We start from the raw sequence: 21,180 nt of genomic DNA, 5'->3' as shown, positions 1-21,180 counted from the left end.
GAAGACATGATCGTCACACTCACCGACACCACCGCGTCAAAGATCGGCGCCGCCATCGTGGAGGCCCGTCGCACCGTCGGGTCCGGATCAGGATTGGTGCACACCCTCATCTGTGTCTGCGACTCCTCCCACTTCGACGCCGCGTTCGAGGCCGCCCGAGACGCTGCTCGTCAGCACCCGTCACGGCTCCTCATGGTCGTCATGACTCGCTCCCGCAAGGACAAGCTCGACGCCGAGGTGCACGCTGGGGAGGGAACTCCCGGTGAGGTCATCGTGCTGCGGCTCTCCGGAGCCATGGCCCGGCGACCGGCCTCGGTCATCCTTCCGCTGCTGCCCGACTCCCCCGTCATCGCCTGGTGGCCGTTCTCGGGCCCCGATGACCTCGCAGCCGATCCCATCGGCGCCCTGGCCGACCGTCGCATCACCGATTCGGCCACCGACAAGGACCCTTGCAAGGCACTCACACGTCGCGCCGCGCACCTGTCAGAAGGTGATTGCGACCTCTGCTGGGCCCGCACAACCGGATGGCGGGCGCTGGCCGCCGCAGCCCTGGACCAGCACCCGGCCACTGTCCATGCCGCTCGGGTGGAGTCTGCTGCCGACAACGCGCCAGCCATGTTGTTGGTAGCCTGGTTGAGACTTCGTCTCGGTGTTCCGGTGGAGAGGGTGACGACGGATGCTCCCGGAATCTCGGCCATCGTCATGTCGACCTCCGGTGGGGACATCGAGATTCGACGCCGCAGCGGTCGATACGCCGTCTACCGGATTCCCGGGGAACCTGCTCGCGGTGTGGCCCTGGACCGACGGGAGCTTCAGATGCTCATCGGCGAAGAGCTTCGCCGACTTGATCCTGACAAGGTCTTCTCCGCTGTCATGGCAGAGATCCGCGACGGTGCCGGACGTAGGTCGTCGACGAGTGATGAGGAGTGAGTGATGACGAGCCGACGACTCATGCGGTACCAGTCCGCCCAGGGACTGGCTGAGGGTGTTGCCCATCGCCTCGTCCAGACCATCGTCAAGGTGCAGGCCGACCAGGAACGCATCGACCTGTGCCTGACCGGCGGACGGATCGCCAATGCCGTCTACGCCGCGATGGGCGATGTTCCCGAGTGCGCCCAGATCCGCCCGGACCAATTACACGTGTGGTGGGGTGATGACCGGTTCGTTCCCACCGGCCACCCGGACCGCAACTCCCTGCAGGCCCTGCCACTGCTGTCGTCAGCCATCCGACTGGATCCCTCGAAGACCCATGTCATGCCCGCCGCCGACGGCAAGGCCGATCCTGACGAGGCCGCCTACTCCTACGCTCAGGAACTCGGCGACGTGGTCTTCGACATTTGTCTGCTCGGAATGGGCCCGGACGGCCACGTCGCATCACTCTTCCCGGGCCATCCTTCCTTCAGTCCCACGACGACAGCGCTGGCCGTCGGCGTCACGGATGCTCCCAAGCCCCCGCCGGATCGCCTCTCGGTGACGATGCCGGTCATCAATCGTTCGAAGCGGGTGTGGTTCCTCGTCAGCGGGTCGGAGAAGGCAGACGCCGTCCAGAAGGTCTTCGCCGGGGATGCCTCCCTGCCAGCCACCTGGGCCAACGGCACGATCGAGACGAGTTGGATGGTCAACCACGACGCCTCGATCGGGTTGCCGCGTTACAACTGCTCGCTATGACACCGGCACTTCTCTGGCTGGCCCTGTACCCGGGACGACCCCGACAAACACCCCGGTGGGAGCCGCTGGGAGGCCTGGTTACGATGGAGGGCGTCAGCTGGCCATGAGAGGACCCCGAACCGATGCCGAACAAGAAGACGGCGACAACCACGTCGAGACGCGCCGCGTTGAGAGCTCAGCAGGAAGCTCAGGCGGCCGCGCAGAAACGTCGCCGGGTTGTCGCCGTCATCATCGGGGTCGTCGTCGTAGCCGCCATCATTCTCGCCATCGTCCTCGGTATGAACCGCAAGTCCGATGGCGGCGCCTCGTCAACTCAGATCACCCCACCCTCGATCACCAAGGATGGCGTGTACACCCTCAACCCCGACAGGGGGAAGAAGGGCGCTCCCACCGTCACGGTCTATCAGGACTACCAGTGCCCCGGATGCAAGGCCGTTGAGGACGCGTTGGGCAGGCAGTTCAACGAACTGTCTGCCCGGGGACAGATCAAGCTCCGGTACCACACCATGACCTTCCTCGACCAGAAGTACGACGGTGAAAACTCCCACCGCGCTGCGATGGCGGCTGCCGCAGCTGACATCGTCGGCAAGTACGAGGCCTACCACGACGTCGTCTTCGCCCATCAACCCAAGGAGGAAGGCACCGGCTACACCGACGACCAGTTGCGCACGAAGTTCGCCGCCGAAGCCGGAATTACAGGGGAGAACCTCACCAAGTTCCAGCACATCTACGACACCCGTCAGACCGAGCAGTTCGTCACCGAGGCCAACGACAACGGTCTTCGCAAGATGCAAGATCTCGATGCTGATGGCACCCCGGCCCTCACGGTCAACGACAAGGTGTGGGAAGGATGGACCCAGCTCGGCGACGACACCACTCCTGACGAGCTGCTCAAGGCCATTGATGCGGCCAAGTGACATGTGGACCATGTCGACAGCGGCTCGCCCCACAGCACCGACAACTCGCTGACGGCAGGACCGATGGCGCACAGATCGCTGTCAGGAGGCCCCATTAGAATGGCAGCCATGGATTCTCAGCCGTCGTCGCGATCCGTCAAGGTACGTGACTGGGTGGGCTTTCTGGCCCGGATCATCCTCGGTGGCACCCTCCTGGTGGCAGGAATCATCAAGGCAGCCGACATTGACGCCACCATATGGTCCGTACGCGCCTACCAGATCGTCCCCTGGGACTTCGCGCCTGTCGTCGGCCGGGCGATGCCAATTCTCGAGATCATCGTCGGTCTGATGCTCGTGTTCGCCATTGCGACGCGCTGGTCCGGCCTGTTGGGGACCCTGGCCATGGTCATCTTCATCATCGGCATCTCGTCGGTGTGGGCTCGCCACATCTCCCTGGATTGCGGTTGCTTCGGAAACGGTGGGCCCGTCGAGCGCAGCTGGGCCCACGCTCAGCGCACCTATGCGCTGGACATCCTGCGTGATCTCGGACTGGCGCTGTGCGGCGTCTGGCTGGTCGTACGCCCCCGCACTTCCCTGTCCGTGGACCGCTGGATCAACAGCTGAGGCGCGAGCAGGATGAGGGGCTGATGGGCCGACCGGCTACCATCATGGGCAACACATCATCGATTGCATGAGGGGACCTCAACCGATGGCTGACAAGAAGTCGACCGCCAGTACCTCGAGGCGGGATGCCCTGCGCGCTCAGCAAGAGGCTCAGGAATCAGCGAAGAAGCGTCGTCGGATCATCGGCGTCATTGCCGGAATCGTCATTGCGGCGGTCGTCGTCGTCGCTGTCGTCGTTGGGCTCAACCGCAAGTCCGACGACGTGCCGACCACCGGCCAGATCACTCCTCCCTCAGCCACCAAGGACGGCGTCTACACCTTGAACAAGGACAAGGCGAAGGGCGGCGTTCCGACGGTGACGGTCTTCCAGGACTACCAGTGCCCGGCCTGCAAGGGTGCCGAGGATCTGCTCGGCAAGCCCCTCAATGACCTGTCGGCCAAGGGAGACATCAAGCTGGAGTACCATACCTTGACCTTCCTGGATCACAACCTGCGCAATGACTCCTCGTCCCGCGCCGCGATGGCGGCGGCTGCGGCCGATGTCGTCGGCAAGTACGAGGCCTACCACGACGTCGTCTACGCCCATCAGCCCAAGGAGGAGGGCACCGGCTACACCGATGAGCAGCTGCGCAAGGAGTTTGCCTCTGAGGCCGGGATCACCGACAAGGACCTGACGACCTTCCAGCGGGTCTACGACAACAAACAGACCGAGCAGTTCGTCAAGAACGGCAATGACCAGGGTCTTCAGGAGCTGCAGAAGTTCAGCAGTGCCGGTACCCCGACCTTCCTCGTCGACGGCAAGCCGTGGGAGGGCTGGGGAGACTTCCAGGCCGTTCCCTCTGCCGACGAACTCCTCAAGGCCGTCAAGAAAGCCCACTGATCCTTGCCAGCCTGGTGGTTCTCAACAGCCTGCCCATCAACCCCACTCCAGGCGGGTGGCGAAAACCGCTCGTCTGGCAACCTGTCCGAGTAGAACACTAGAGTTTGGAACATGACCTCACAGACCTCTGCGCCCACATCCGCCACGTTCCCGATGCGCGGCGTCGTACCCGACAAGCCGGCCCTCGAGGGCCTCGAGGCCAAGTGGGGGCAGATCTGGGAGGACCAGCAGCTCTATGCCTTCGACGCCACCGCGGTGGACTCCCGCGATCAGGTGTTCTCGATCGACACCCCGCCCCCCACCGTCTCCGGCCACCTTCACCCGGGCCACGTCTTCTCCTACACCCACACCGACACCGTCGCCCGCTACCAGCGGATGCGCGGCAGGAAAGTCTTCTACCCGATGGGTTGGGACGACAACGGCCTGCCGACCGAGCGTCGTGTGCAGAACCACTATGGCGTGCGCTGCGATCCCTCGCTTGCCTACGACCCGGATTTCACTCCGCCAGCCAAGCCGGATCCGAAACGCCAGGTGTCGATCAGCCGTCGGAACTTCGTCGAGCTGTGCGTCGAGCTGACTGCCGTTGACGAGAAGACCTTCCAGGACCTGTGGCGTTCGGTCGGTCTGTCGGTGGACTGGAACCAGCTCTACACGACGATCTCCCCGGAGTCCCAGCGGATCGCCCAGCTGGCCTTCCTACGCAACCATGCCCGCGGCGAGGCCTACCTGTCCGACGCCCCGACCCTGTGGGACGTCACCTTCTCCACAGCCGTGGCCCAGGCCGAGCTCGAGGCCCGCGACTACCCCGGTGCCTACCACCGTCTCGGCTTCCACCGTCCCCATGGTGAGGATGTCTTCATCGAGACGACTCGCCCGGAGTTGCTGGCCGCCTGCTGTGCCCTCATCGCCCACCCGGACGACGAGCGCTACCAGCACCTCTTCGGCACCACCGTCACCACCCCGTTGTACGGGGTCGAGGTTCCGGTGCTGGCCCACCCCGCCGCCGAGATGGACAAGGGCGCCGGTATCGCCATGTGCTGTACGTTCGGCGACCTCACCGACGTCGCCTGGTGGCGCGAGCTGCAGCTGCCGACCCGTACCATCATCGGTCGCGATGGACGCATCCTCGGTGAGACCCCGCAGTGGATCATCGACGCCAACTCCGCCGACAAGTACGAGGCCATTGCAGGCAAGACCACCTTCACCGCTCGAAAGCTCGTTGTTGAGGCCCTCGTGGAATCAGGCGAGATGGACGGTGAGCCCAAGCCCACCCAGCGCAAGGCGAACTTCTACGAGAAGGGCGACAAACCGCTGGAGATCATCGGCACCCGCCAGTGGTACATCCACAACGGGGGACGCGACGCGGACCTGCGCGACGCCCTGCTGGAACGCGGTCGGGAGCTCGAGTGGGTCCCCGAGCACATGCGTCACCGTTATGAGAACTGGGTCGAAGGTCTCAACGGCGACTGGCTCATCAGCCGTCAGCGCTTCTTCGGCGTTCCCTTCCCGGTGTGGTACCCGCTGGACTCCGACGGTGAGCCCGACTACGACCATCCCCTGCTGCCCGAGGAATCCGCATTGCCGGTCGACCCGGCCTCGCAGGCCCCGGCAGGCTACGAGGAGTCCCAGCGCGGCGTCGCCGGCGGCTTCATCAGCGACCCGGACGTCATGGACACCTGGGCCACCTCGTCGCTGACCCCTCAGATCGTCACCGGTTGGGAGCGCGACGCGGACCTGTTCGCCAAGACCTTCCCGATGGATTTCGCCCCCGAGGCCCACGACATCATCCGTACCTGGGTGTTCTCCCGTGTGGTGCGTGCGCATCTGGAGAACGGCGTACTGCCGTGGAAGCGTGCGGCAATCTCCGGGTTCGTCACCGACCCCGACCGCAAGAAGATGTCGAAGTCGAAGGGCAACACCGTCGTCCCGACCGCGATCATCGAGGAGTTCGGTGCCGACGCCGTGCGCTGGCGTGCCGCCATGGCTCGCCCGGGCATGGACTCCCCCTTCGACAAGGCCCAGATGAAAGTCGGTCGCCGTCTGGCGATGAAGATCCTCAATGCCTCGAAGTTCGTCCTCGGGTTCGGTGAGGGCGGTCAGGTCGGCGACATCACCAACCTGGCCGATCTGTCGATGCTCGCCGGACTGCGTCAGCTCGTCACCCAGGCCACCGAGGCCTTCGACAAGTTCAACTACACCGCAGCCCTCGAGGTCTCCGAACAGTTCTTCTGGACTTTCTGCGACGACTACCTAGAACTGGTCAAGGAGCGCGCCTACGACTCCGACGGCATTGACGAGGCCGGTGCGCTGAGCGCCCGGACGGCCCTGCGTCTGGCCCTTGACGTCATGCTGCGTCTGTTCGCCCCCTTCCTGCCCTTCGTCACTGAAGAGGTCTGGAGCTGGTGGAAGGACGGATCCGTACACACCTCCTCCTGGCCGACCACCGACGAGGTTCCTGGTGACGGCGACGTCGATCTCATGACCGACGTCTCGGCCGCCTTGGTCGAGCTTCGCGGCGTGAAGTCGACCCACAAGGTGCCCATGAGGACCCCAATCCTCTCGGCCTGCATCAGCGCCCCCGCCTCGGTCATTGCCAACCTCAAGGGCGTCGAGTCCGACCTGGCCAAGGTCTCGAAGACCGAGTCCTTCACCTTCACCGAGGGTGGCGAGGAGCTCGACCTCGAGGTCGAGCTGGGTGAGCCCCCGGCCAAGCGCAAGAAGTGAGTCACTGATCCTGCAACGAGGCGCATTGGTCCCCGGAGCAGGGTTCGGCCCCCGCACCTGAGTAGGTGTGGGGGCCGAAATGCGTTGAGATGATCAGCCGAAGACCGGTCCGGGGAACTCCGGCGGCGTCGCAGCCGGCTTCTCGTCGAGCTGACGCAGACATTCGGCGATGGCGGCGTCGAGCTGGACGTCTTTGCCAGACTCCCAGTCCTCCGGGGAGACGGTGACGACGATGTCGGGGTCGACACCGTGGTTCTCCACCCCCCAGCCGTAGTTGCCGTACCACCCGGCGTACCTGGGCTGGGTCACTCCGGTACCGTCGACGAGGTCGAAGCGGCCGTCGATTCCGACGACACCTCCCCACGACCTCTCACCGATGACCTTGGCGTAGCCCATCGTCTGGGTGACGGCGGAGACGATGTCACCGTCGGAGCCTGCCCACTGGTTGGTGACCATGACGATTGGTCCGCGCACAGCGTTCTGGGGGTAGGTGGTGGGGCTGGCGTACCAGCGGCTGTAATCCCAACCGATGACCTTGCGGGCCAGCCTCTCGACGACCAACTGCGAGATGTGGCCACCGTGGTTGTAGCGCACGTCGGCGATGACGCCCTCGTGGCTGGTGGCTTCGTTGATCTGACGGTGCAGCTCGGCCCAGCCGTCGGAGACCATGTCCGGCACGTGGAGGTACCCGAGTCGTCCGCCCGAGTGCTCCTCGACGTAGCGGCGACGAGACGCCACCCAGTCGTGGTAGCGCAGCGAGGCCTCGTCAGCCATCGGCACGACGGCAACCTGACGCACGTCCTCGCCCCGGCGCACCATCAGCTCGACGACCCGCCCGGCTGATCCCTCCAGGAGCTCGCCGAGGGTCCCGTCGACGCCGATCCTGCGACCGTCCACCGCGACGATCACGTCACCGTCAGACACGGCGACTCCCGCCGCCCGCAGCGGGGACCAGGCGCGCGGATCCGAGGACTCGCCGGGCACGACACGGATGACCTTGGCCCCGTCGACCTCGTTGCTGACATCAGCACCGAGCAGCCCGGCGCGCATGTCGGGATCACCAGCAGCACTTGCGGCAGAGACGTAGGAGTGCGATGTGTTGAGCTCCGCGACGGTCTCCCACAGGATGTCGTGGAGGTCGTCGACGACGTGGCACACATCAACGAGCGGACGGTAACGAGTCAGCACGCCGTCCCAATTGACCCCGTTCATGTCCTCGCGCCAGTAGTGGCTGGCCATCAGACGGCCATTCTCGTCGAACATCTGACGCCACTCGGCACGCGGATCGATGGTGCGACGCATCCTCGACAGGTCGACCCGAATGCACGCCGGATCGTCGTCATCCACCTTGTGGGAGGAGGGGACGACGATGACGTCATCCTTGTACCGCACCACCAGACGCTCCCCGTCGCCGGAAACCGAGTAGGAGTCGACGTGCTCGCAGAGCTTGTCGAGGTGACGGTTGGCGAGGTTGTAATGCCACAACACGTCGCTAGGAGCCTCCCCGCCGACACCGGCGCGGGTGGCGCCGAGTTCGCCACCACGATCGGCAATCTCGATCCAGACCAGGCCGTCCTTGACCGCCGCCAGCCCGCGGTAGGAGCCCGAGGGCACCGGGAACGGCACCATCCTCTCCTCGAAGCCATCAGCGGTGAGGTCGCAGACGACGTCGGGAGTGTTGTCCTCGTCATCGTTACCGGTCTCAGCGGTGGCTTTGGCCTTGGCATCCTGGACCTCGCTGATCCGCCACCCTTGGGAGGATGGACCGAAGGGGGATGCCTCGGTGGCGCTCAGCGGAACCAACCACGGACGCTGGGTGTGTCCGAAGGACAGGTCGAAGGTCTGGCCGTCGTAGTTCGGGTCGAAGGTGCGGGCCGAGAGCATGACGAGGTACTTGCCGTCGGCGGTGAAGACCGGGCAGGAGTCGTCGAATGCACCACGGGTGAGGGCAAAGGACTCTCCCATCCCCTGCTCGTCCCAGCAACGGATCTGGCCGATCATGGCCTCTCCGAGGGGGACCGGTGAACGCCACACGAGGTAACGAGAATCCGGGGACCATGCCAGACCACTGGCTTCACCCTCCGGGGACTTCGCAATCTGGCGGACGTCTCCGTCGGCCATCGTGACGATGAGGATGCGGCCGTCATGGCTGACGAGGGCGACCTTCGTGCCGTCGGGGGCTGGTGCGATGTTCAGCACACGGCCGATCTGCCCCTGAGCCACCCGACGCACATCGCCGGTGCCGTCAAGGTTGGCGATCTCGAGGCAATCCTCTCCCTCGACGTCGCTGGCCCAGACTCCCTGACCCGTCTGGCCGAGGACGCGCGGCTCACGGATACGGACCCCATCAGCTGCCGACAACGCTCGAGCCGGACCGGAACGGTGAGTGAGGAAATAGGCAGCTCCCCGCCACTCCAGCAGGGATCCGTCACCACCGTGGTCGGACACGACGGCCTCCAGACGGTCGGTGGGGTCCACCGGCACACGCTGGGGCGCTCCGACACCAAGATCGATCTCGAGACGGTGAGGCTCGGCATCGAGGCCGGTCATTGTCCAGAGTGCGCCGTGAGCGTGGTAGACGATTGTCGTTGAGTCAGTACGGGGGTCGCGGACGTAGCCCTGGTCCTCACCGTGATGGGTGTGTTGACGAAGGTCATGGCCCTGACCGTCGACCGACCAGATCTGAGCCTGGGCGCGCGGGCAGTCATCGTCACTCATGTCGGAGCTGAAGAAGAGTCGACCGTCGACCCAGCCGACCCCGTAACGCCCAGCAGCGGCGTAGCGACCGCCGTGATCGTCGTTGCCGTCACGCAGCAGGCGGAAGAAGCTGTCGGCCCCGGCTGGACGCAACCAGATCTGGCCAGCAGTGCCACCGCGGTAGCGCTTCCAGCGCGAGCAGTCTGCGGAGTTCGGGGTGACGACGGCAACGGCGCCGTCCGAATTGACGGCCAGGTCCATTCCCGGTCCGTACCCGAGGCGCTCGACGTGGCCATCCAGGCAGACCGTGTACAGCCAGGCCAAACCGACGTCATTGGTCTGATGTGGAGACGAGAACACCACGTGTTCGTCGTCCTGCCATCCCACCACGAGGTTGCGAGCAGCTCCCAGCCACGTCAGGCGACGCTGGTCACCCGTAGCCAGGTCGATGACAAAGACCTCGGGCCGCTGACCCAGGTGAGAGGTCCACGCGATCTTCGTGCCGTTCGGGCTGAAACGGGGATTGCGAACCATGACGTGATCGCTGGTGAGCCGACTTGCCCGTCCTCCCATGACCGAGGCCAACCACAAGTCGTTGTCAGCAGTGAAAACCACGAGGTCGCCGTGGACATCGGGGTATCGCAGATATCCGGTTGCCATGGGTGTCAGCGTACCGTCTTGTAAGGAACGCAACAGGAGGAGTGAATCCATGGCAGACACCCGGAAGTCCGCGAAGTCGAAACTCGTCAAGACAGCCATTGCCGCAGGAACACCACTGGCCAAGGACCTGTGGGATTCCATCAACACGAATGGCCGTGTCGAGGCGTGGGCGAAATCGGGCTACGACAAGGCTCGCAAGTCGGTGGCCTCGAAGACGGCACTGGGACGGGTTCAGCTCACCGTGGATCGCGTGCTGGAGTATGCCGACCGCTCGTCCAGTTCCAAGGCCCAGGAATGGCGCGACGAGGCCAACGACATTGCGTCCCGCATTCCGCTGGTCAAGGTGCAACGGGGCAAAGAGCGTCGCAAGTCCGTCTCGGACCTGCAGGAACGGGCGGACCGGCTGCTCGCCGAGGTTCTCGACGAACGCTGAGGTCAGGCCGACAACCGTCCTCGACCGTGCGCCAAGCTCGGCGAGGACAGGTACTGGCACTTCCCTTCTCCGGTGATGGCCTCGCGGGTCACGACGACACGGGCGACATCATCGCGGGAGGGGACGTCGAACATGACATCCATGAGGGTCTCCTCGATGATGGCCCGCAGACCACGGGCACCGGTCCCCCGGGCCACGGCCTTGTCGGCAATGGCCTCCAGGGCACTGTTGGTGAAGGTCAGCTCAATGCCATCGAGCTCGAAGAGTTTCTCGAACTGACGGGTCAGGGCGTTGCGCGGTTCGGTGAGGATACGTACCAATGCGCGGCGATCCAGCGGATGAACGGCCGTGACCATGGGCAGACGACCAATGAACTCCGGGATGAGCCCGAACTCATGAAGGTCCTCCGGGCGAACCAAGCTCAAGACCTCCGGCCCTCCGATGGCGTCATGAACGCCGGGATCGTTGTTGAACCCGAGAGGACGGGTGCCGATCCGCTTGGTGATGATGTCCTCCAGACCGGCGAAGGCACCGCCCAGGATGAAGAGGATGTTGGTGGTGTCAATCTGGATGAAGTCCTGCTGGGGGTGCTTGCGTCCTCCCTGAGGAGGCACCGAGGCAACCGTCCCCTCGAGGATCTTCAGCAGAGCCTGTTGGACTCCCTCACCAGACACGTCACGAGTGATCGACGGGTTCTCCGACTTGCGAGCCACCTTGTCGATCTCGTCGATGTAGACGATTCCCCGCTCAGCACGCTTGACGTCGAAATCAGCGGCCTGGAGCAGTTTGAGCAGGATGTTCTCGACGTCCTCACCGACGTAGCCAGCCTCGGTCAGAGCCGTGGCATCAGCCATCGCGAAAGGAACGTTGAGCTGACGAGCCATTGTCTGGGCCAGGTAGGTCTTGCCACAACCCGTCGGCCCGAGCATGAGGATGTTCGACTTACCGAGCTCCACCCCATCGTCCTCGGCGCGACGGGCGTGCGACATGTCAACCTCGGACTGGATGCGCTTGTAGTGGTTGTAGACGGCCACGGAGAGGGTGCGCTTGGCCTCCTGCTGGCCGATCACCCACGCATCAAGGAATTCGCACAGTTCACGAGGACGGGGCAGCTCGTCGAGGCCACCGATCTCCTCCGAGGAGGAGAACTCCTCCTCAATGATCTCGTTGCACAGATCGATGCACTCGTCACAGATGTAGACCCCGGGGCCAGCGATGAGCTTCTTGACCTGCTTCTGGCTCTTCCCGCAGAACGAACACTTGAAGAGGTCTCCGCTCTCACCAATCCGCGCCATCCGGCTCTCCTCCTTGTCGGCAGGCCACCATCATTACGTCCCTCCGGAGGTTCGTCCCCCGAGGTGGGTGCCGTCCACCATAGCCGCGGACGGCACCCACCCCGTGGCTGTCGCCGCCCCGTGTTGGGTGACGCCACCCAACCCTGCAGTGGCCCTCGAGACTCGAGACCCCTCACTGCCGGACGAGGACTCGTCCAGCAACAACCTCACAGAAAGGTGAGAATGTCGTCGATCAGTCCGTATTCCTTGGCGCCCTGGGCAGTCAAGTACTTGTCACGGTCGATGTCCTTGGACACCTGCTCAACGCTCTGCCCGGTCGCATCAGCCAACATGCCTTCCATGAGCTTGCGGATGCGCTGAATCTCGTCGTCCAGAATCTCGATGTCGGTGGCCTGACCATAGGTGGCCTGGCCCATCGCCGGCTGGTGGATGAGGATGGTCGAGTTCGGCAGGGACAGACGCTGCCCCTTCGCCCCGGCTGCCAGCAGCACGGCCGCAGCCGAGGCCGCCATGCCCAGACAGATCGTCTGAACATCAGGACGCACGTAGTTCATGGTGTCGTAGATCGCCGTCATCGCGGTGAAGGAGCCACCAGGCGAGTTGATGTACATGCTGATCTGACGATCGGCATCCATCGACTGCAGGCACAGCAGCTGAGCCATCACGGCATTGGCGATGTCGTCGGTCACCGGGGTGCCGAGGAAGATGATGCGATCCTCGAACAACTTGGTGTAGGGGTCGACACGACGCACACCGTAAGAGGTGCGCTCCTCCCACTGCGGGATGTAGTAGTCGTTGCGCGGGCCTTCCGGGGCCAGCCCGCCGGGAGCAGCCTGCTCGGCCTGCTCGGCGTTCAAGGCGGCCAACCGATTCCTGTCAAAGGAGTTGAATCCCATGGTCACCTCACTGATTGGGAGCGTCGCCGCGAAGCTGCGACGCATTGCTGTAGACGTGGTCGATGAGCCCGTACTCAAGAGCCTCCTGAGCGGTGAACCAGTGGTCACGGTCGGAGTCCTCAAGGATCTGCTCCAGGGTGTGGCCGGAGTGATCGGCATTGAGCTGGGAGAGCTCCCGCTTGGTGTCCTTGAGCATCTTGGCGTTGATGGCGATCTCCGTGGCGGTACCGCCGACGCCACCCAACGGCTGATGCATGAGGATCTTGGCATGCGGCAGGGCGTATCTCTTGCCAGGGGTACCGGCGGTCAGCAGGAACTGGCCCATCGAGGCAGCCATGCCCATCGTCACCGTGGCGACGTCGTTGGAGATCCACTGCATGGTGTCGTAGATCGCCATTCCACCGGTGACCGAGCCGCCCGGGGAGTTGATGTACAGGAAGATGTCGGCCTCGGGATCCTCGGCGTTGAGCAGCAGCATCTGAGCGCACAACGCGTTGGCATTCTCGTCCTTGACCTCGGACCCGAGGAAGACGATGCGGTTGCGCAGCAGCGACTGGTAGACGTTGTCGGTCATCCCGGCACCGCCGGTCTCGGGGCCGGCCATGGCGGGCATGCCCTGGGAAGTGATCGAAGTGTTGTGGTTCACGATTCTGAACCTACCTCGTGGGGACGACAGTTCCAGGACCTTTCGCGTTCAGCGGTCCTCGACGACGTCAGCATGTTCCTCGTCCGGATTGTCCTCAAGGCTCTCGGAAGGACGGGAGGAGATGAGGGCGTTGACCCACCGGGCACCCGGGTCGTGGTCGATGAGGGTGGCCTTGACGAGCAAGGAGCACGGTAGGGCGATGAGGGTTCCCAGTGCACCGAACACCCAGCCCCACAGCAACAGGGACACGAACGACATCGTCGGCGTGAGACCGACGGCATCACCGGCAAACTTCGGCTGAATGATCGACTGGATGACGAAGTTCAGCACCGAGTAGGAAACGACGACGGCCACCGCAGCCACCCAGCCGTCCTGGAAAAGAGCCAGTAGTGCTGGCGGAATGACGCCGATGATGAAGCCGATATTCGGAATGTAGTTCGTCAGGAAGCTGAACAACGCCCACACCCCGGCGAGCGGAACGCCGATGATGAGCAGGGCCGCCCAGTCGAAGAGCGCGACGATGAGACCGAATACCGTCGTCACCAACCAGTACTTTCGAATACCGCTGGCAAAGGACTCGAGGGCGATGACGACGTCCGGCTTACGCTCACCAGCCATACGCAAACGATCATGCATCTGAGGAGTGTCCATGACCATGAAGATCATGCCCGTCAGGATGACGACGATCATCGTCACCACGCTCGTGGTGTCCGAGGCCAAGGATGTCACGACCGACATCACCTGCTGAGGATCAATCTTCTTGAGTTTTTCGGTGATGACCTCTTGGGAGTATCCCAGCTGTGTCGACCACGTCAACAGCTGGGTGTAAAGCTTCTCCATCTGCGGGATGTAACTCTGCAGCTCGGTGATCATGGCCGCGACGGACCACGCCATTCCGGCCAATCCCGCCGCCAAGACGATGATGACGACGGTGCCCGCTGATGTGGCGGAAATCCACCTCGGGCACTTGTGTTTCACGAGCCAGGTGTGAATCGGGTAGGCCGTGATGAGCAGATTCAGGGCGAAGAACAGCGGCGCAATGACACCGGAAAGTTCGTGGAGGAAACTCAGCCCCAGCCACGCCGCGGCCATGGTGAGCAGGACGATCGTGACCTTGGGCAAGCCGTGCTTGCTGGACGCAGGTTTGACCTTCTCCTCGTCGGTGGGCTGAGGTTGAAGGCCCGACTCAGCCGCCATCGTGGCACCCGTCGCGCCATGGGTCGGCTGCTCCTCGAGCGTTACTTCGTCGATCTCGACCTCGCCGCGCTCGACAGCACGGGCCACCGCAATGTCGTCGGCCACCATCTGGCGCACATCGCGCAACTGACGGGTGGCAGGGGCCACGGAGATCCGGCGTCGAGGCCGTGGGGTGCGTGAGGGGTGTGTGCTCATCGAACATCCTCAGGATTGACGTGGAACCGGCGCCGCGCGGAAACCCGCACGACGCCGGTCATCAACGGATCGTGTCGATCCTAAGGGACTGCTGTCCCACATCGTCACTCGGACTTGTCCTTCTTGGCCGCCGACTTGGAGGCAGTCGACTTCTTGGTGGCTGTCTTCTTGGCCGAGGCCTTCTTCGCAGCAGGCTTCTTGTCAGCCTTGCCCTTGTCGGCGGCTTTCTTGGCAGTCGACTTCTTGTCGTCCTTGGCCTCCTCAGCAGGGGCCTCGCCCTTGTCCTCAGCCTTCTCGACGGACTCCTCGGACTCCTCAGGCTTGTCAGCAATGGTGCCGTCAGGCTGGATGCGGTCGAGCTCGAGGGTCTCGCCCTTCGAGTCCTTGACGGTGGCAGCACCCACCATCGAGGCCAGCGCCTTGCCGCGACGGATCTCCTGCATCCAGTCGGGCAGGTGGTTGTGCTCCATCATGTGCTGGGCCTCCTGCTCGGGGGAGGTTCCGCTCTGCTGAGCCTTGCGGAAGAGCAGCTCGGTCAGCTCATTCTGCTCGACGCCGATCTCGTCGTCGTCAGCCAGCTTGTCGAGGACGATCTGAGCCTTGAGGGCGTCGAGGGAGCGCTTCTCGATCTCGGCCCAGAAGTCGTCGGCGTTGTCGGCCTCCTCCTCGGACTCCTCGAGGTACTCCTCGACGGTCATACCAGCCTGGGCCAGTTGCTGGCTGACCTGCTGACGGCGAGCCTCGAGCTCACCGTCGACGAGCTTCGTCGGCAGTTCAATGTCGATCTTGGAGATGACCTCCTCGAGGACCTTGTCACGGGCGTCCGCAGCCTGGTCCAGTCGGGCCATGTTCTCCATAGCGTTGCGCAAATCGGCGCGCATCTCGTCGAGAGTGTCGAACTGGCTCACCAGCTGGGCGAACTCATCGTCAACGGCCGGAAGCTCCTGCTCGCACACCTTGGTGACGGTGACCTTGATGTCGGCATCCTGGCCGCGCAGCGGGCCACCGACGAGAGTGGAGTGGAACTCAGCGGACTCGCCAGCCTTCAGACCAGTGACAGCCTCATCGAGGCCCTCCAACATGCCCTCGGAGCCAACCTTGTAGGTGACGTCGGAAGCGGTGGCGTCCTCGAGAGCTTCGCCGTCGCGGGTCCCCGCAAGGTCGATGGTGACGAGGTCATCCTTGGCTGCGCCACGCTCAACCTCGGTGTTGGTGGCGAAACGCTGGCGAAGGGTTTCGATGCGCTCATCAACGTCGTCGTCGGGCACCTCGACGGCAGGCACCTCGACGGAGATGGCGGAAACGTCGGGCAGGTCAAAGTCGGGGCGGACGTCCACCTCTGCGGTGAACTCGACGACCTCGCCATCCTCCAGCTTGGTCACCTCGATGTCGGGCTGGCCGAGGGGAACGACCGTGTTCTCCTCAATGGCCTTGCCGTAGGCAGACGGGAGGGCGTCGTTGATGGCTTCCTGAAGGACGGCTCCGCGGCCGAATCGCTGATCGATGATCGGAGCGGGCACCTTCCCCTTGCGGAAGCCGGGGACGTTCACCTGGGCAGCAATGTCCTTGTAGGCCTTGTCAAGGCTGGGCTTCAGTTCATCGAAGGGCATCTCGATCGTGAGCTTCACACGGTTGGTGCTGAGCTTCTCAAGGGTGCTGGGCACGAAGTTTCTCCTGTGGTTCCGATTCTGTCGTCCCCGTTGAGGGGAACACACATTCCATCTGATTCTAGCGATGCAGTAGCCCCCTAGCCAGTGGACGGCTCCCCGAGATGACCTGGCCCGCCTAACTTCACAATCTTGGCTAGTGATTTTGGTGGTGTTGTGGCCCTTTCAGCGAGCCTTGGTGCAGGGACTGAGTGAGGCCTTAGCGAACCCATACCCTCTAGAAGCTCATGAAGGCAAGGCCCCATGGTCTAACACCCCGCTTGTTTCTTCCACTTTCTGATCTTGCTGCGAAACGTCGTAAAAGGTGCGACTGTGTTGATATGCACCCACTTCCACACTGGCCACGCTGATGGTGTCGATGACGCCCAGGCCCGCTGCCCCGGCTCAAATAACTCTTCTTCAGTGAGACCCTTAACCAGGTGGACTACCTCGTCAAGCGAGATTTTGAATCGATCCATTAACTCTTCGGCGGGGAGCGTCTCCCAACGCCGATAAAACGTCTGATACAAATCGCCTAGCTGATTCCACTTATATCCCGGAGCGGGAGTCACCACCTCCTCGCCGGCTCGCTCGTCACGTTCCCAGCCAAGCAACAGCTCCATCCAGCCAAGCTGATAAGCAATCATTTGGCGGGGTGTGCGATCAACGCCATCAACACGCTGATCCCAACTATCGTCAGGAACATCTGCGAACTCGCCTATAAAAAGATCGCCACGCTTGGCAATCTCTGCAGCCAGCTCATCGCCGGATTCATACGACCTCACCGCAAACACCCTTTCGAATCGCCCCTCAGGAATTCTCCGTTAGCGTATCCGTTCATTGAATCGTACGTGTCGAGATGACAATGCCACCATGGAGCGGATGACGGGAATCGAACCCGCGTAGCCAGTTTGGAAGACTGGGGCTCTACCATTGAGCTACATCCGCGCATCCCCGAGGGGACTTCGACAGCATACATGGATTGCCCGTCGACGTCACACCCGTGGTGACACGGTGCGTCAGAGCGGCCTGAACTCGTCCGCGCGTCACCCGCATATCAATCTTTCGGACCATGTCCACAGCTCATTCCCATGATGTGATGGCCTCATGACACCATTGAAGAAGCTTGCCACCTGCGCGACCACCTGGTTGGTCATCGGTCTGGTCGGCGGAGTGTTCTACCGTGAGTTCACCAAGGCCCACGACTTCACCGGCTGGACCCAGCTCAAGGTGGTACACACCCACAGCCTTGCGCTGGGGTTCATGCTCACCCTCATCGTGCTCCTCTTGGAACGCGCGTTCACCCTGTCGCAGCACCGCGGCGCCTTCGCCACGTATTTCTGGGGATTCAACCTTGGCCTGGTGGTGACGATCACCATGCTCGTCGTCCACGGCATCATGCAGATCAACGGACATACCGACGTCTCCCCCGCAATCTCCGGCATTGCAGGACTTGGACACATCGGCCTGTCCGTCGGTCTCATCGGCCTCATGGTGGCCCTGTTCACGTCACTGCCCGCAGGCAAGAATCAGGATCAGCTCACGACCCCTCAGTGACCACTCAGCGGAGTGACCCTTGGACAAGGGGTGAACGCTCGTCGTATATCGTTCGCATGCAGATACCGTCACGACGGTGTCTGCCAGCGCAACGAGTGGTCGAGTCCGCCCGATCGGCGACGGACGCGTCGTCATTGGCGCCGAGACGGGCGGTAGCAATCACGAGGATGGAGTTGACCATGACGATCACCGTCGCGCCAGGTTCCGTCGTCCAAGTGCGTGACGAGGAGTGGCTCGTCAGCACTGTTGAGCAGACCGACGACGGACAGCTCGTGACGGTTCAGGGCTTGTCAGACCTCGTCCGTGGCACCACGGCGACGTTCTACGAACACCTGGACACCATTATTCCGCTGGATCCACGAGAAGCGACCCCGGTAGCCGCAACACACGCCTGAGGATACGCGCATCTGGTGGAGTGAGGACAGCCTCTTGAGCATTCGGACCCGACTACGACCGGTCAGCTTCCCACCGGCCAGCGACATCTGCGTTGTTCTCGACGACGACGCCGCCAACGAGTCCGATTTCTTGGACGCGTGGCGTCGGTGGTTTGCGCTGAGCAACGCACTCATGCTGCGCGATGCATCGGACCAGACGGTCATCCTCGGCTGTGCCACACCGCAGCAGCCGAGTGGGCAGGAGACGGCCGTCACCACGCCGGCGATCGACATTGCACACGTCCCCTGGCCCGCCGTCTTCGAGATCCTCGACCCCTCACCCGAGCATTCCGATCTGTTGCAGGATCTCGCGGCGCACGGGGTAGCTGAACCGGTGGACGGCGAGGAGATCGGTTCCGAGGGCATCATGCTTGACCTGTCATGGCCCGAGGAGGGTATAGCAGTCATCTTCGAACCGGAATCCGGCGACGAGGAACTACTGGCCAAGGACGGATGGACACTGTGCAGGCAACAGCACACGACATCACCGCGGCGTTGGAAAACGTGGAGTCGGGGGAAGGACACCATGGCTGAGTCGACGATCGTCATGTCGAAGCAGGCGAACAAGCTCGACGGATTCCTCAAGGCGAAGACGTACACCTTCCTGGCCAAACTCGCCGCCGATGACGCGATGCCCGGCCTGAATGTCGAGAAGGTGAAAAACTGCCGCGACAGCAGAGTACGGACCGGCCGCGTCGACGACCAGTACCGCGCCGTGCTGTTCAAGATCACCGGTGAGGGGCGTAACCACTATGTCCTCGAGGGCATTTACAACCACGACCAGGCCTACAACGTGGCCTCGCGCGTCGAACTCGCCATCAACCCTCTCAACGGAATCCCTGAGATCAAAGAGGCTGAACCGTCCAGCGACGCCGACACTACGAGTGTCAGCAAGCCATACGTCAGCGCCCCCTGACGAGCCCCGTCCAAGGATCCTCTCCCGTCATCACCGCTGATCGGGCAGACATGCTGTCCCTCGGGCTCGACGCCAACCTCGTCGATGCCGCACTCACTCTCACCAGCGAAGACGCCATACTCGACATGGCCGCGCCGCTGAGTGGGTGGCAGGGGGCCGCACTCATCGATCTGGCCACCGGCAAGACGCCAGACCAGGTGCGCGAGGAGCTGTTCGAGCCGCCGGAAGAGTCCGAGGCAGAACAGGAACCGGCGCCCCACAAGGACGTGTCTCGCGAGTCTGACGCCGCGCTGCTCAATAGTCTGCGCAGCCCTGCGGCGGCCATGGAATTCGCCATGATTGAGGGTAAGGACGAGCTGCGACGGGTCATCGAGGACGGAGACTTCAGGGCGTGGCGAGTGTTCCTGCATCCGACACAGCATCGATTCGTCAACGGCCGGTGGAGCGGGCCGTTTCGGTTGGGCGGCGGGGCCGGAACCGGCAAGACTGTTGTCATCCTTCACCGGGCTGCATCGCTGGCTCGCGAGAACCCCGATGCCCGCATCGTCGTCACGACTTTCACGACGAACCTCGCCAATGAACTGTCGGAGACCCTGAAGTCACTTGATCCGACCCTGCCGCGAGCGTCCGCGCTGGGGCAGTCAGGGCCGTCCTCGGAGCCCCCGCACTGATCTGACCGGGCGCACGCCGTCGCGGCTGTGGCGCGACGTCGTTGATCAGGCTCGCGGCACCGTACCCGAGCGGCTGGCTCACCACCGACTGCTCGAGACCGAGTACGAGCACATTGTCTTGCCGAATCTCATCACGACGCAGGAAGAGTATCTGCGGGTGCGACGCCCCGGGCGAGGCTTCCGACTCAATCGTCGCGATCGTGATGAGGTGTGGCAGCTGGTGAATGCGTATCGCGAGAGATCTCGTATGGATGGCACCATCTCGTTCGCCGAGGCGGCAGCTATTGCCGGGCAGTACCTCACCAGCCATCGTGACGTCGCCGATCATGTCCTTGTCGATGAGGGCCAGGACCTCGCCCCGGCCCACTGGAGGCTCATCCGATCACTGGTGCCCGAGGGGCCGAATGACATCTTCATCGCTGAGGACTCTCACCAGCGCATTTACGGGCACCGGTTGGTGCTGTCGCGCTACGACATCATGACGAGAGGCCGTTCGCGGCGGCTCACCCTCAATTACCGCACCACGGCGCAGATACTTCGCTGGTCGGCCAAGGTGCTCGAGGGCGGGTCCTACGTAGACCTGGGTGGTGGCGACGACGAGCTAACGCAGTACCGGTCGGCTCGACGCGGCCCCGACGTCACCGTTCACCCATGCGGGACGATCACCGAAGAGTTCGACGTCCTGGCCAAGATCGTCGGGCAATGGGCGAAGGGTCGCCAACCCGAGACCACGGCGGTGCTGGTGAGGGACCGGTCACAGCGCGAGCGAGTAGTAGATGCGCTGCATGAACGGGGAGTACAGACCCGAGCCGTTGATCACGGTTCGATACCGCCGGGGGCGCCGGTCGTCATGACCATGCATCGTGCCAAAGGCATCGAGTTCAGCAAGGTGTACCTCTTCGGGGTCTCCTCGCGGTCCATCCCCATGGGCATCAAGGCATACGACTTCGATCAGGATGAGAAAGACCAGGCTCTGCTCCGGGAGCGGTCGCTGCTGTACGTGGCGGCGTCGCGAGCCCGCGATGAGCTTGTCGTGAGTTGGAATGATCAGCCCAGCCCGTTGCTGAGCGCCTCCGTTTCGGCTGGGGATACCCAGCACATCTTGAGAACGCTCGAGCCTTGGAATACCGGTCAATGGCTGCTCC

General features: G+C 63.4%; 15 protein-coding genes, 1 tRNA gene and 3 pseudogenes. 11 read left to right on the top strand and 8 right to left on the bottom strand.

Translation table 11 applies throughout. The features are described from left to right. The first annotated feature begins 6 nt into the window (after window positions 1-6). The 6 genes from ACUCCZ_RS03110 (at window position 7) to valS (ending at window position 6,792) form a co-directional block, all read left to right on the top strand. Window positions 7-930, top strand: a complete 924-nt coding sequence (locus tag ACUCCZ_RS03110) for a glucose-6-phosphate dehydrogenase assembly protein OpcA (RefSeq protein WP_435918126.1) — start codon at window positions 7-9, stop codon at window positions 928-930. A gap of 3 nt (window positions 931-933) precedes the next feature. Further along, on the top strand, window positions 934-1,668 hold the full coding sequence (gene pgl / locus ACUCCZ_RS03105; RefSeq protein WP_435918127.1) for a 6-phosphogluconolactonase: 735 nt from the start codon (window positions 934-936) through the stop codon (window positions 1,666-1,668). 122 nt (window positions 1,669-1,790) lie between these two features. Then, window positions 1,791-2,585 (top strand): DsbA family protein, encoded by a 795-nt coding sequence (locus ACUCCZ_RS03100; protein ID WP_435918128.1) that lies wholly within the window; start codon window positions 1,791-1,793, stop codon window positions 2,583-2,585. A gap of 99 nt (window positions 2,586-2,684) precedes the next feature. Then, window positions 2,685-3,188, top strand: coding sequence for a DoxX family protein (locus ACUCCZ_RS03095; protein WP_435918129.1), 504 nt, complete (start codon window positions 2,685-2,687; stop codon window positions 3,186-3,188). An 85-nt stretch (window positions 3,189-3,273) separates the two neighbouring features. Then, window positions 3,274-4,068 carry a DsbA family protein gene (locus tag ACUCCZ_RS03090; protein WP_435918166.1) on the top strand — a complete coding sequence of 265 codons (795 nt, stop codon included), beginning with the start codon at window positions 3,274-3,276 and terminating at the stop codon, window positions 4,066-4,068. Window positions 4,069-4,179: 111 nt separating this feature from the next. Further along, window positions 4,180-6,792, top strand: a complete 2,613-nt coding sequence (gene valS / locus ACUCCZ_RS03085) for a valine--tRNA ligase (RefSeq protein ID WP_435918130.1) — start codon at window positions 4,180-4,182, stop codon at window positions 6,790-6,792. 93 nt (window positions 6,793-6,885) lie between these two features. Here valS and ACUCCZ_RS03080 read toward each other — a convergent pair whose 3' ends face one another. Then, window positions 6,886-10,149, bottom strand: a complete 3,264-nt coding sequence (locus ACUCCZ_RS03080) for a S41 family peptidase (RefSeq protein ID WP_435918131.1) — start codon at window positions 10,147-10,149, stop codon at window positions 6,886-6,888. A gap of 49 nt (window positions 10,150-10,198) precedes the next feature. Here ACUCCZ_RS03080 and ACUCCZ_RS03075 point away from each other — a divergent pair, with 49 nt between their 5' ends. Beyond that, entirely contained in the window at window positions 10,199-10,582 is a 384-nt protein-coding gene (locus ACUCCZ_RS03075; RefSeq protein ID WP_435918132.1) for a hypothetical protein, read from the top strand. A gap of 2 nt (window positions 10,583-10,584) precedes the next feature. Here ACUCCZ_RS03075 and clpX read toward each other — a convergent pair whose 3' ends face one another. The 7 genes from clpX to ACUCCZ_RS03040 all read right to left on the bottom strand — a co-directional run bounded on the left by clpX (window position 10,585) and on the right by ACUCCZ_RS03040 (window position 17,405). Continuing rightward, window positions 10,585-11,877 (bottom strand): ATP-dependent Clp protease ATP-binding subunit ClpX, encoded by a 1,293-nt coding sequence (clpX, locus tag ACUCCZ_RS03070; protein ID WP_435918133.1) that lies wholly within the window; start codon window positions 11,875-11,877, stop codon window positions 10,585-10,587. A 206-nt stretch (window positions 11,878-12,083) separates the two neighbouring features. Beyond that, window positions 12,084-12,818: an ATP-dependent Clp protease proteolytic subunit gene (locus ACUCCZ_RS03065; RefSeq protein WP_435918167.1), complete on the bottom strand. Its 735-nt coding sequence runs from the start codon at window positions 12,816-12,818 to the stop codon at window positions 12,084-12,086. Further along, a complete protein-coding gene (locus ACUCCZ_RS03060; protein WP_435918168.1) occupies window positions 12,781-13,386 on the bottom strand; it encodes a ClpP family protease in 606 nt (201 codons plus the stop codon). Before ACUCCZ_RS03060 ends, ACUCCZ_RS03065 begins: the two co-directional genes overlap by 38 nt. Before the next feature lie 81 nt (window positions 13,387-13,467). Next, window positions 13,468-14,724, bottom strand: a complete 1,257-nt coding sequence (locus ACUCCZ_RS03055) for an AI-2E family transporter (RefSeq protein ID WP_435918169.1) — start codon at window positions 14,722-14,724, stop codon at window positions 13,468-13,470. 191 nt (window positions 14,725-14,915) lie between these two features. Further along, window positions 14,916-16,475, bottom strand: a complete 1,560-nt coding sequence (gene tig, locus ACUCCZ_RS03050) for a trigger factor (RefSeq protein WP_221267627.1) — start codon at window positions 16,473-16,475, stop codon at window positions 14,916-14,918. A gap of 251 nt (window positions 16,476-16,726) precedes the next feature. Continuing rightward, a complete protein-coding gene (locus tag ACUCCZ_RS03045; protein WP_252906169.1) occupies window positions 16,727-17,242 on the bottom strand; it encodes a ClbS/DfsB family four-helix bundle protein in 516 nt (171 codons plus the stop codon). Window positions 17,243-17,331: 89 nt separating this feature from the next. After that, a tRNA-Gly gene (locus tag ACUCCZ_RS03040) sits at window positions 17,332-17,405 on the bottom strand. Between the two features lie 159 nt (window positions 17,406-17,564). Between ACUCCZ_RS03040 and ACUCCZ_RS03035 the strand changes: the two genes are divergently transcribed. From ACUCCZ_RS03035 to ACUCCZ_RS03020, 4 genes and pseudogenes are all read left to right on the top strand, one after another. Then, on the top strand, window positions 17,565-18,014 hold the full coding sequence (locus ACUCCZ_RS03035; protein WP_221267629.1) for a DUF2871 domain-containing protein: 450 nt from the start codon (window positions 17,565-17,567) through the stop codon (window positions 18,012-18,014). Window positions 18,015-18,193: 179 nt separating this feature from the next. Continuing rightward, window positions 18,194-18,394 (top strand): annotated as a pseudogene (locus ACUCCZ_RS03030) (DEAD/DEAH box helicase); the annotation flags it as partial. Between the two features lie 25 nt (window positions 18,395-18,419). Then, a pseudogene (locus ACUCCZ_RS03025) lies at window positions 18,420-18,982 on the top strand (DEAD/DEAH box helicase); the annotation flags it as partial. After that, window positions 18,975-21,119, top strand: a pseudogene (locus tag ACUCCZ_RS03020) (UvrD-helicase domain-containing protein); the annotation flags it as partial. The pseudogenes ACUCCZ_RS03025 and ACUCCZ_RS03020, both read left to right, overlap by 8 nt. Window positions 21,120-21,180: the final 61 nt, after the last annotated feature.

The organism is Cutibacterium nasicola (assembly GCF_052654715.2).
Note: the sequence above shows the minus strand (reverse complement) of the source record. Positions and strands in the feature narration are given on the sequence as shown.

What these genes read in the sequence shown, in the direction of transcription:
- ACUCCZ_RS03060 (WP_435918168.1), bottom strand. Translation starts at nt 13,386, where the DNA reads ATGCCCGCCATGGCCGGCCCCGAGACCGGCGGTGCCGGGATGACCGAC.
- ACUCCZ_RS03035 (WP_221267629.1), top strand. Translation starts at nt 17,565, where the DNA reads ATGACACCATTGAAGAAGCTTGCCACCTGCGCGACCACCTGGTTGGTC.
- ACUCCZ_RS03075 (WP_435918132.1), top strand. Translation starts at nt 10,199, where the DNA reads ATGGCAGACACCCGGAAGTCCGCGAAGTCGAAACTCGTCAAGACAGCC.
- ACUCCZ_RS03090 (WP_435918166.1), top strand. Translation starts at nt 3,274, where the DNA reads ATGGCTGACAAGAAGTCGACCGCCAGTACCTCGAGGCGGGATGCCCTG.
- ACUCCZ_RS03095 (WP_435918129.1), top strand. Translation starts at nt 2,685, where the DNA reads ATGGCAGCCATGGATTCTCAGCCGTCGTCGCGATCCGTCAAGGTACGT.
- ACUCCZ_RS03065 (WP_435918167.1), bottom strand. Translation starts at nt 12,818, where the DNA reads ATGCGTCGCAGCTTCGCGGCGACGCTCCCAATCAGTGAGGTGACCATG.
- ACUCCZ_RS03110 (WP_435918126.1), top strand. Translation starts at nt 7, where the DNA reads ATGATCGTCACACTCACCGACACCACCGCGTCAAAGATCGGCGCCGCC.
- clpX (WP_435918133.1), bottom strand. Translation starts at nt 11,877, where the DNA reads ATGGCGCGGATTGGTGAGAGCGGAGACCTCTTCAAGTGTTCGTTCTGC.
- ACUCCZ_RS03055 (WP_435918169.1), bottom strand. Translation starts at nt 14,724, where the DNA reads ATGGTGGCCGACGACATTGCGGTGGCCCGTGCTGTCGAGCGCGGCGAG.
- pgl (WP_435918127.1), top strand. Translation starts at nt 934, where the DNA reads ATGACGAGCCGACGACTCATGCGGTACCAGTCCGCCCAGGGACTGGCT.
- ACUCCZ_RS03100 (WP_435918128.1), top strand. Translation starts at nt 1,791, where the DNA reads ATGCCGAACAAGAAGACGGCGACAACCACGTCGAGACGCGCCGCGTTG.
- ACUCCZ_RS03080 (WP_435918131.1), bottom strand. Translation starts at nt 10,149, where the DNA reads ATGGCAACCGGATATCTGCGATACCCCGATGTCCACGGCGACCTCGTG.
- valS (WP_435918130.1), top strand. Translation starts at nt 4,180, where the DNA reads ATGACCTCACAGACCTCTGCGCCCACATCCGCCACGTTCCCGATGCGC.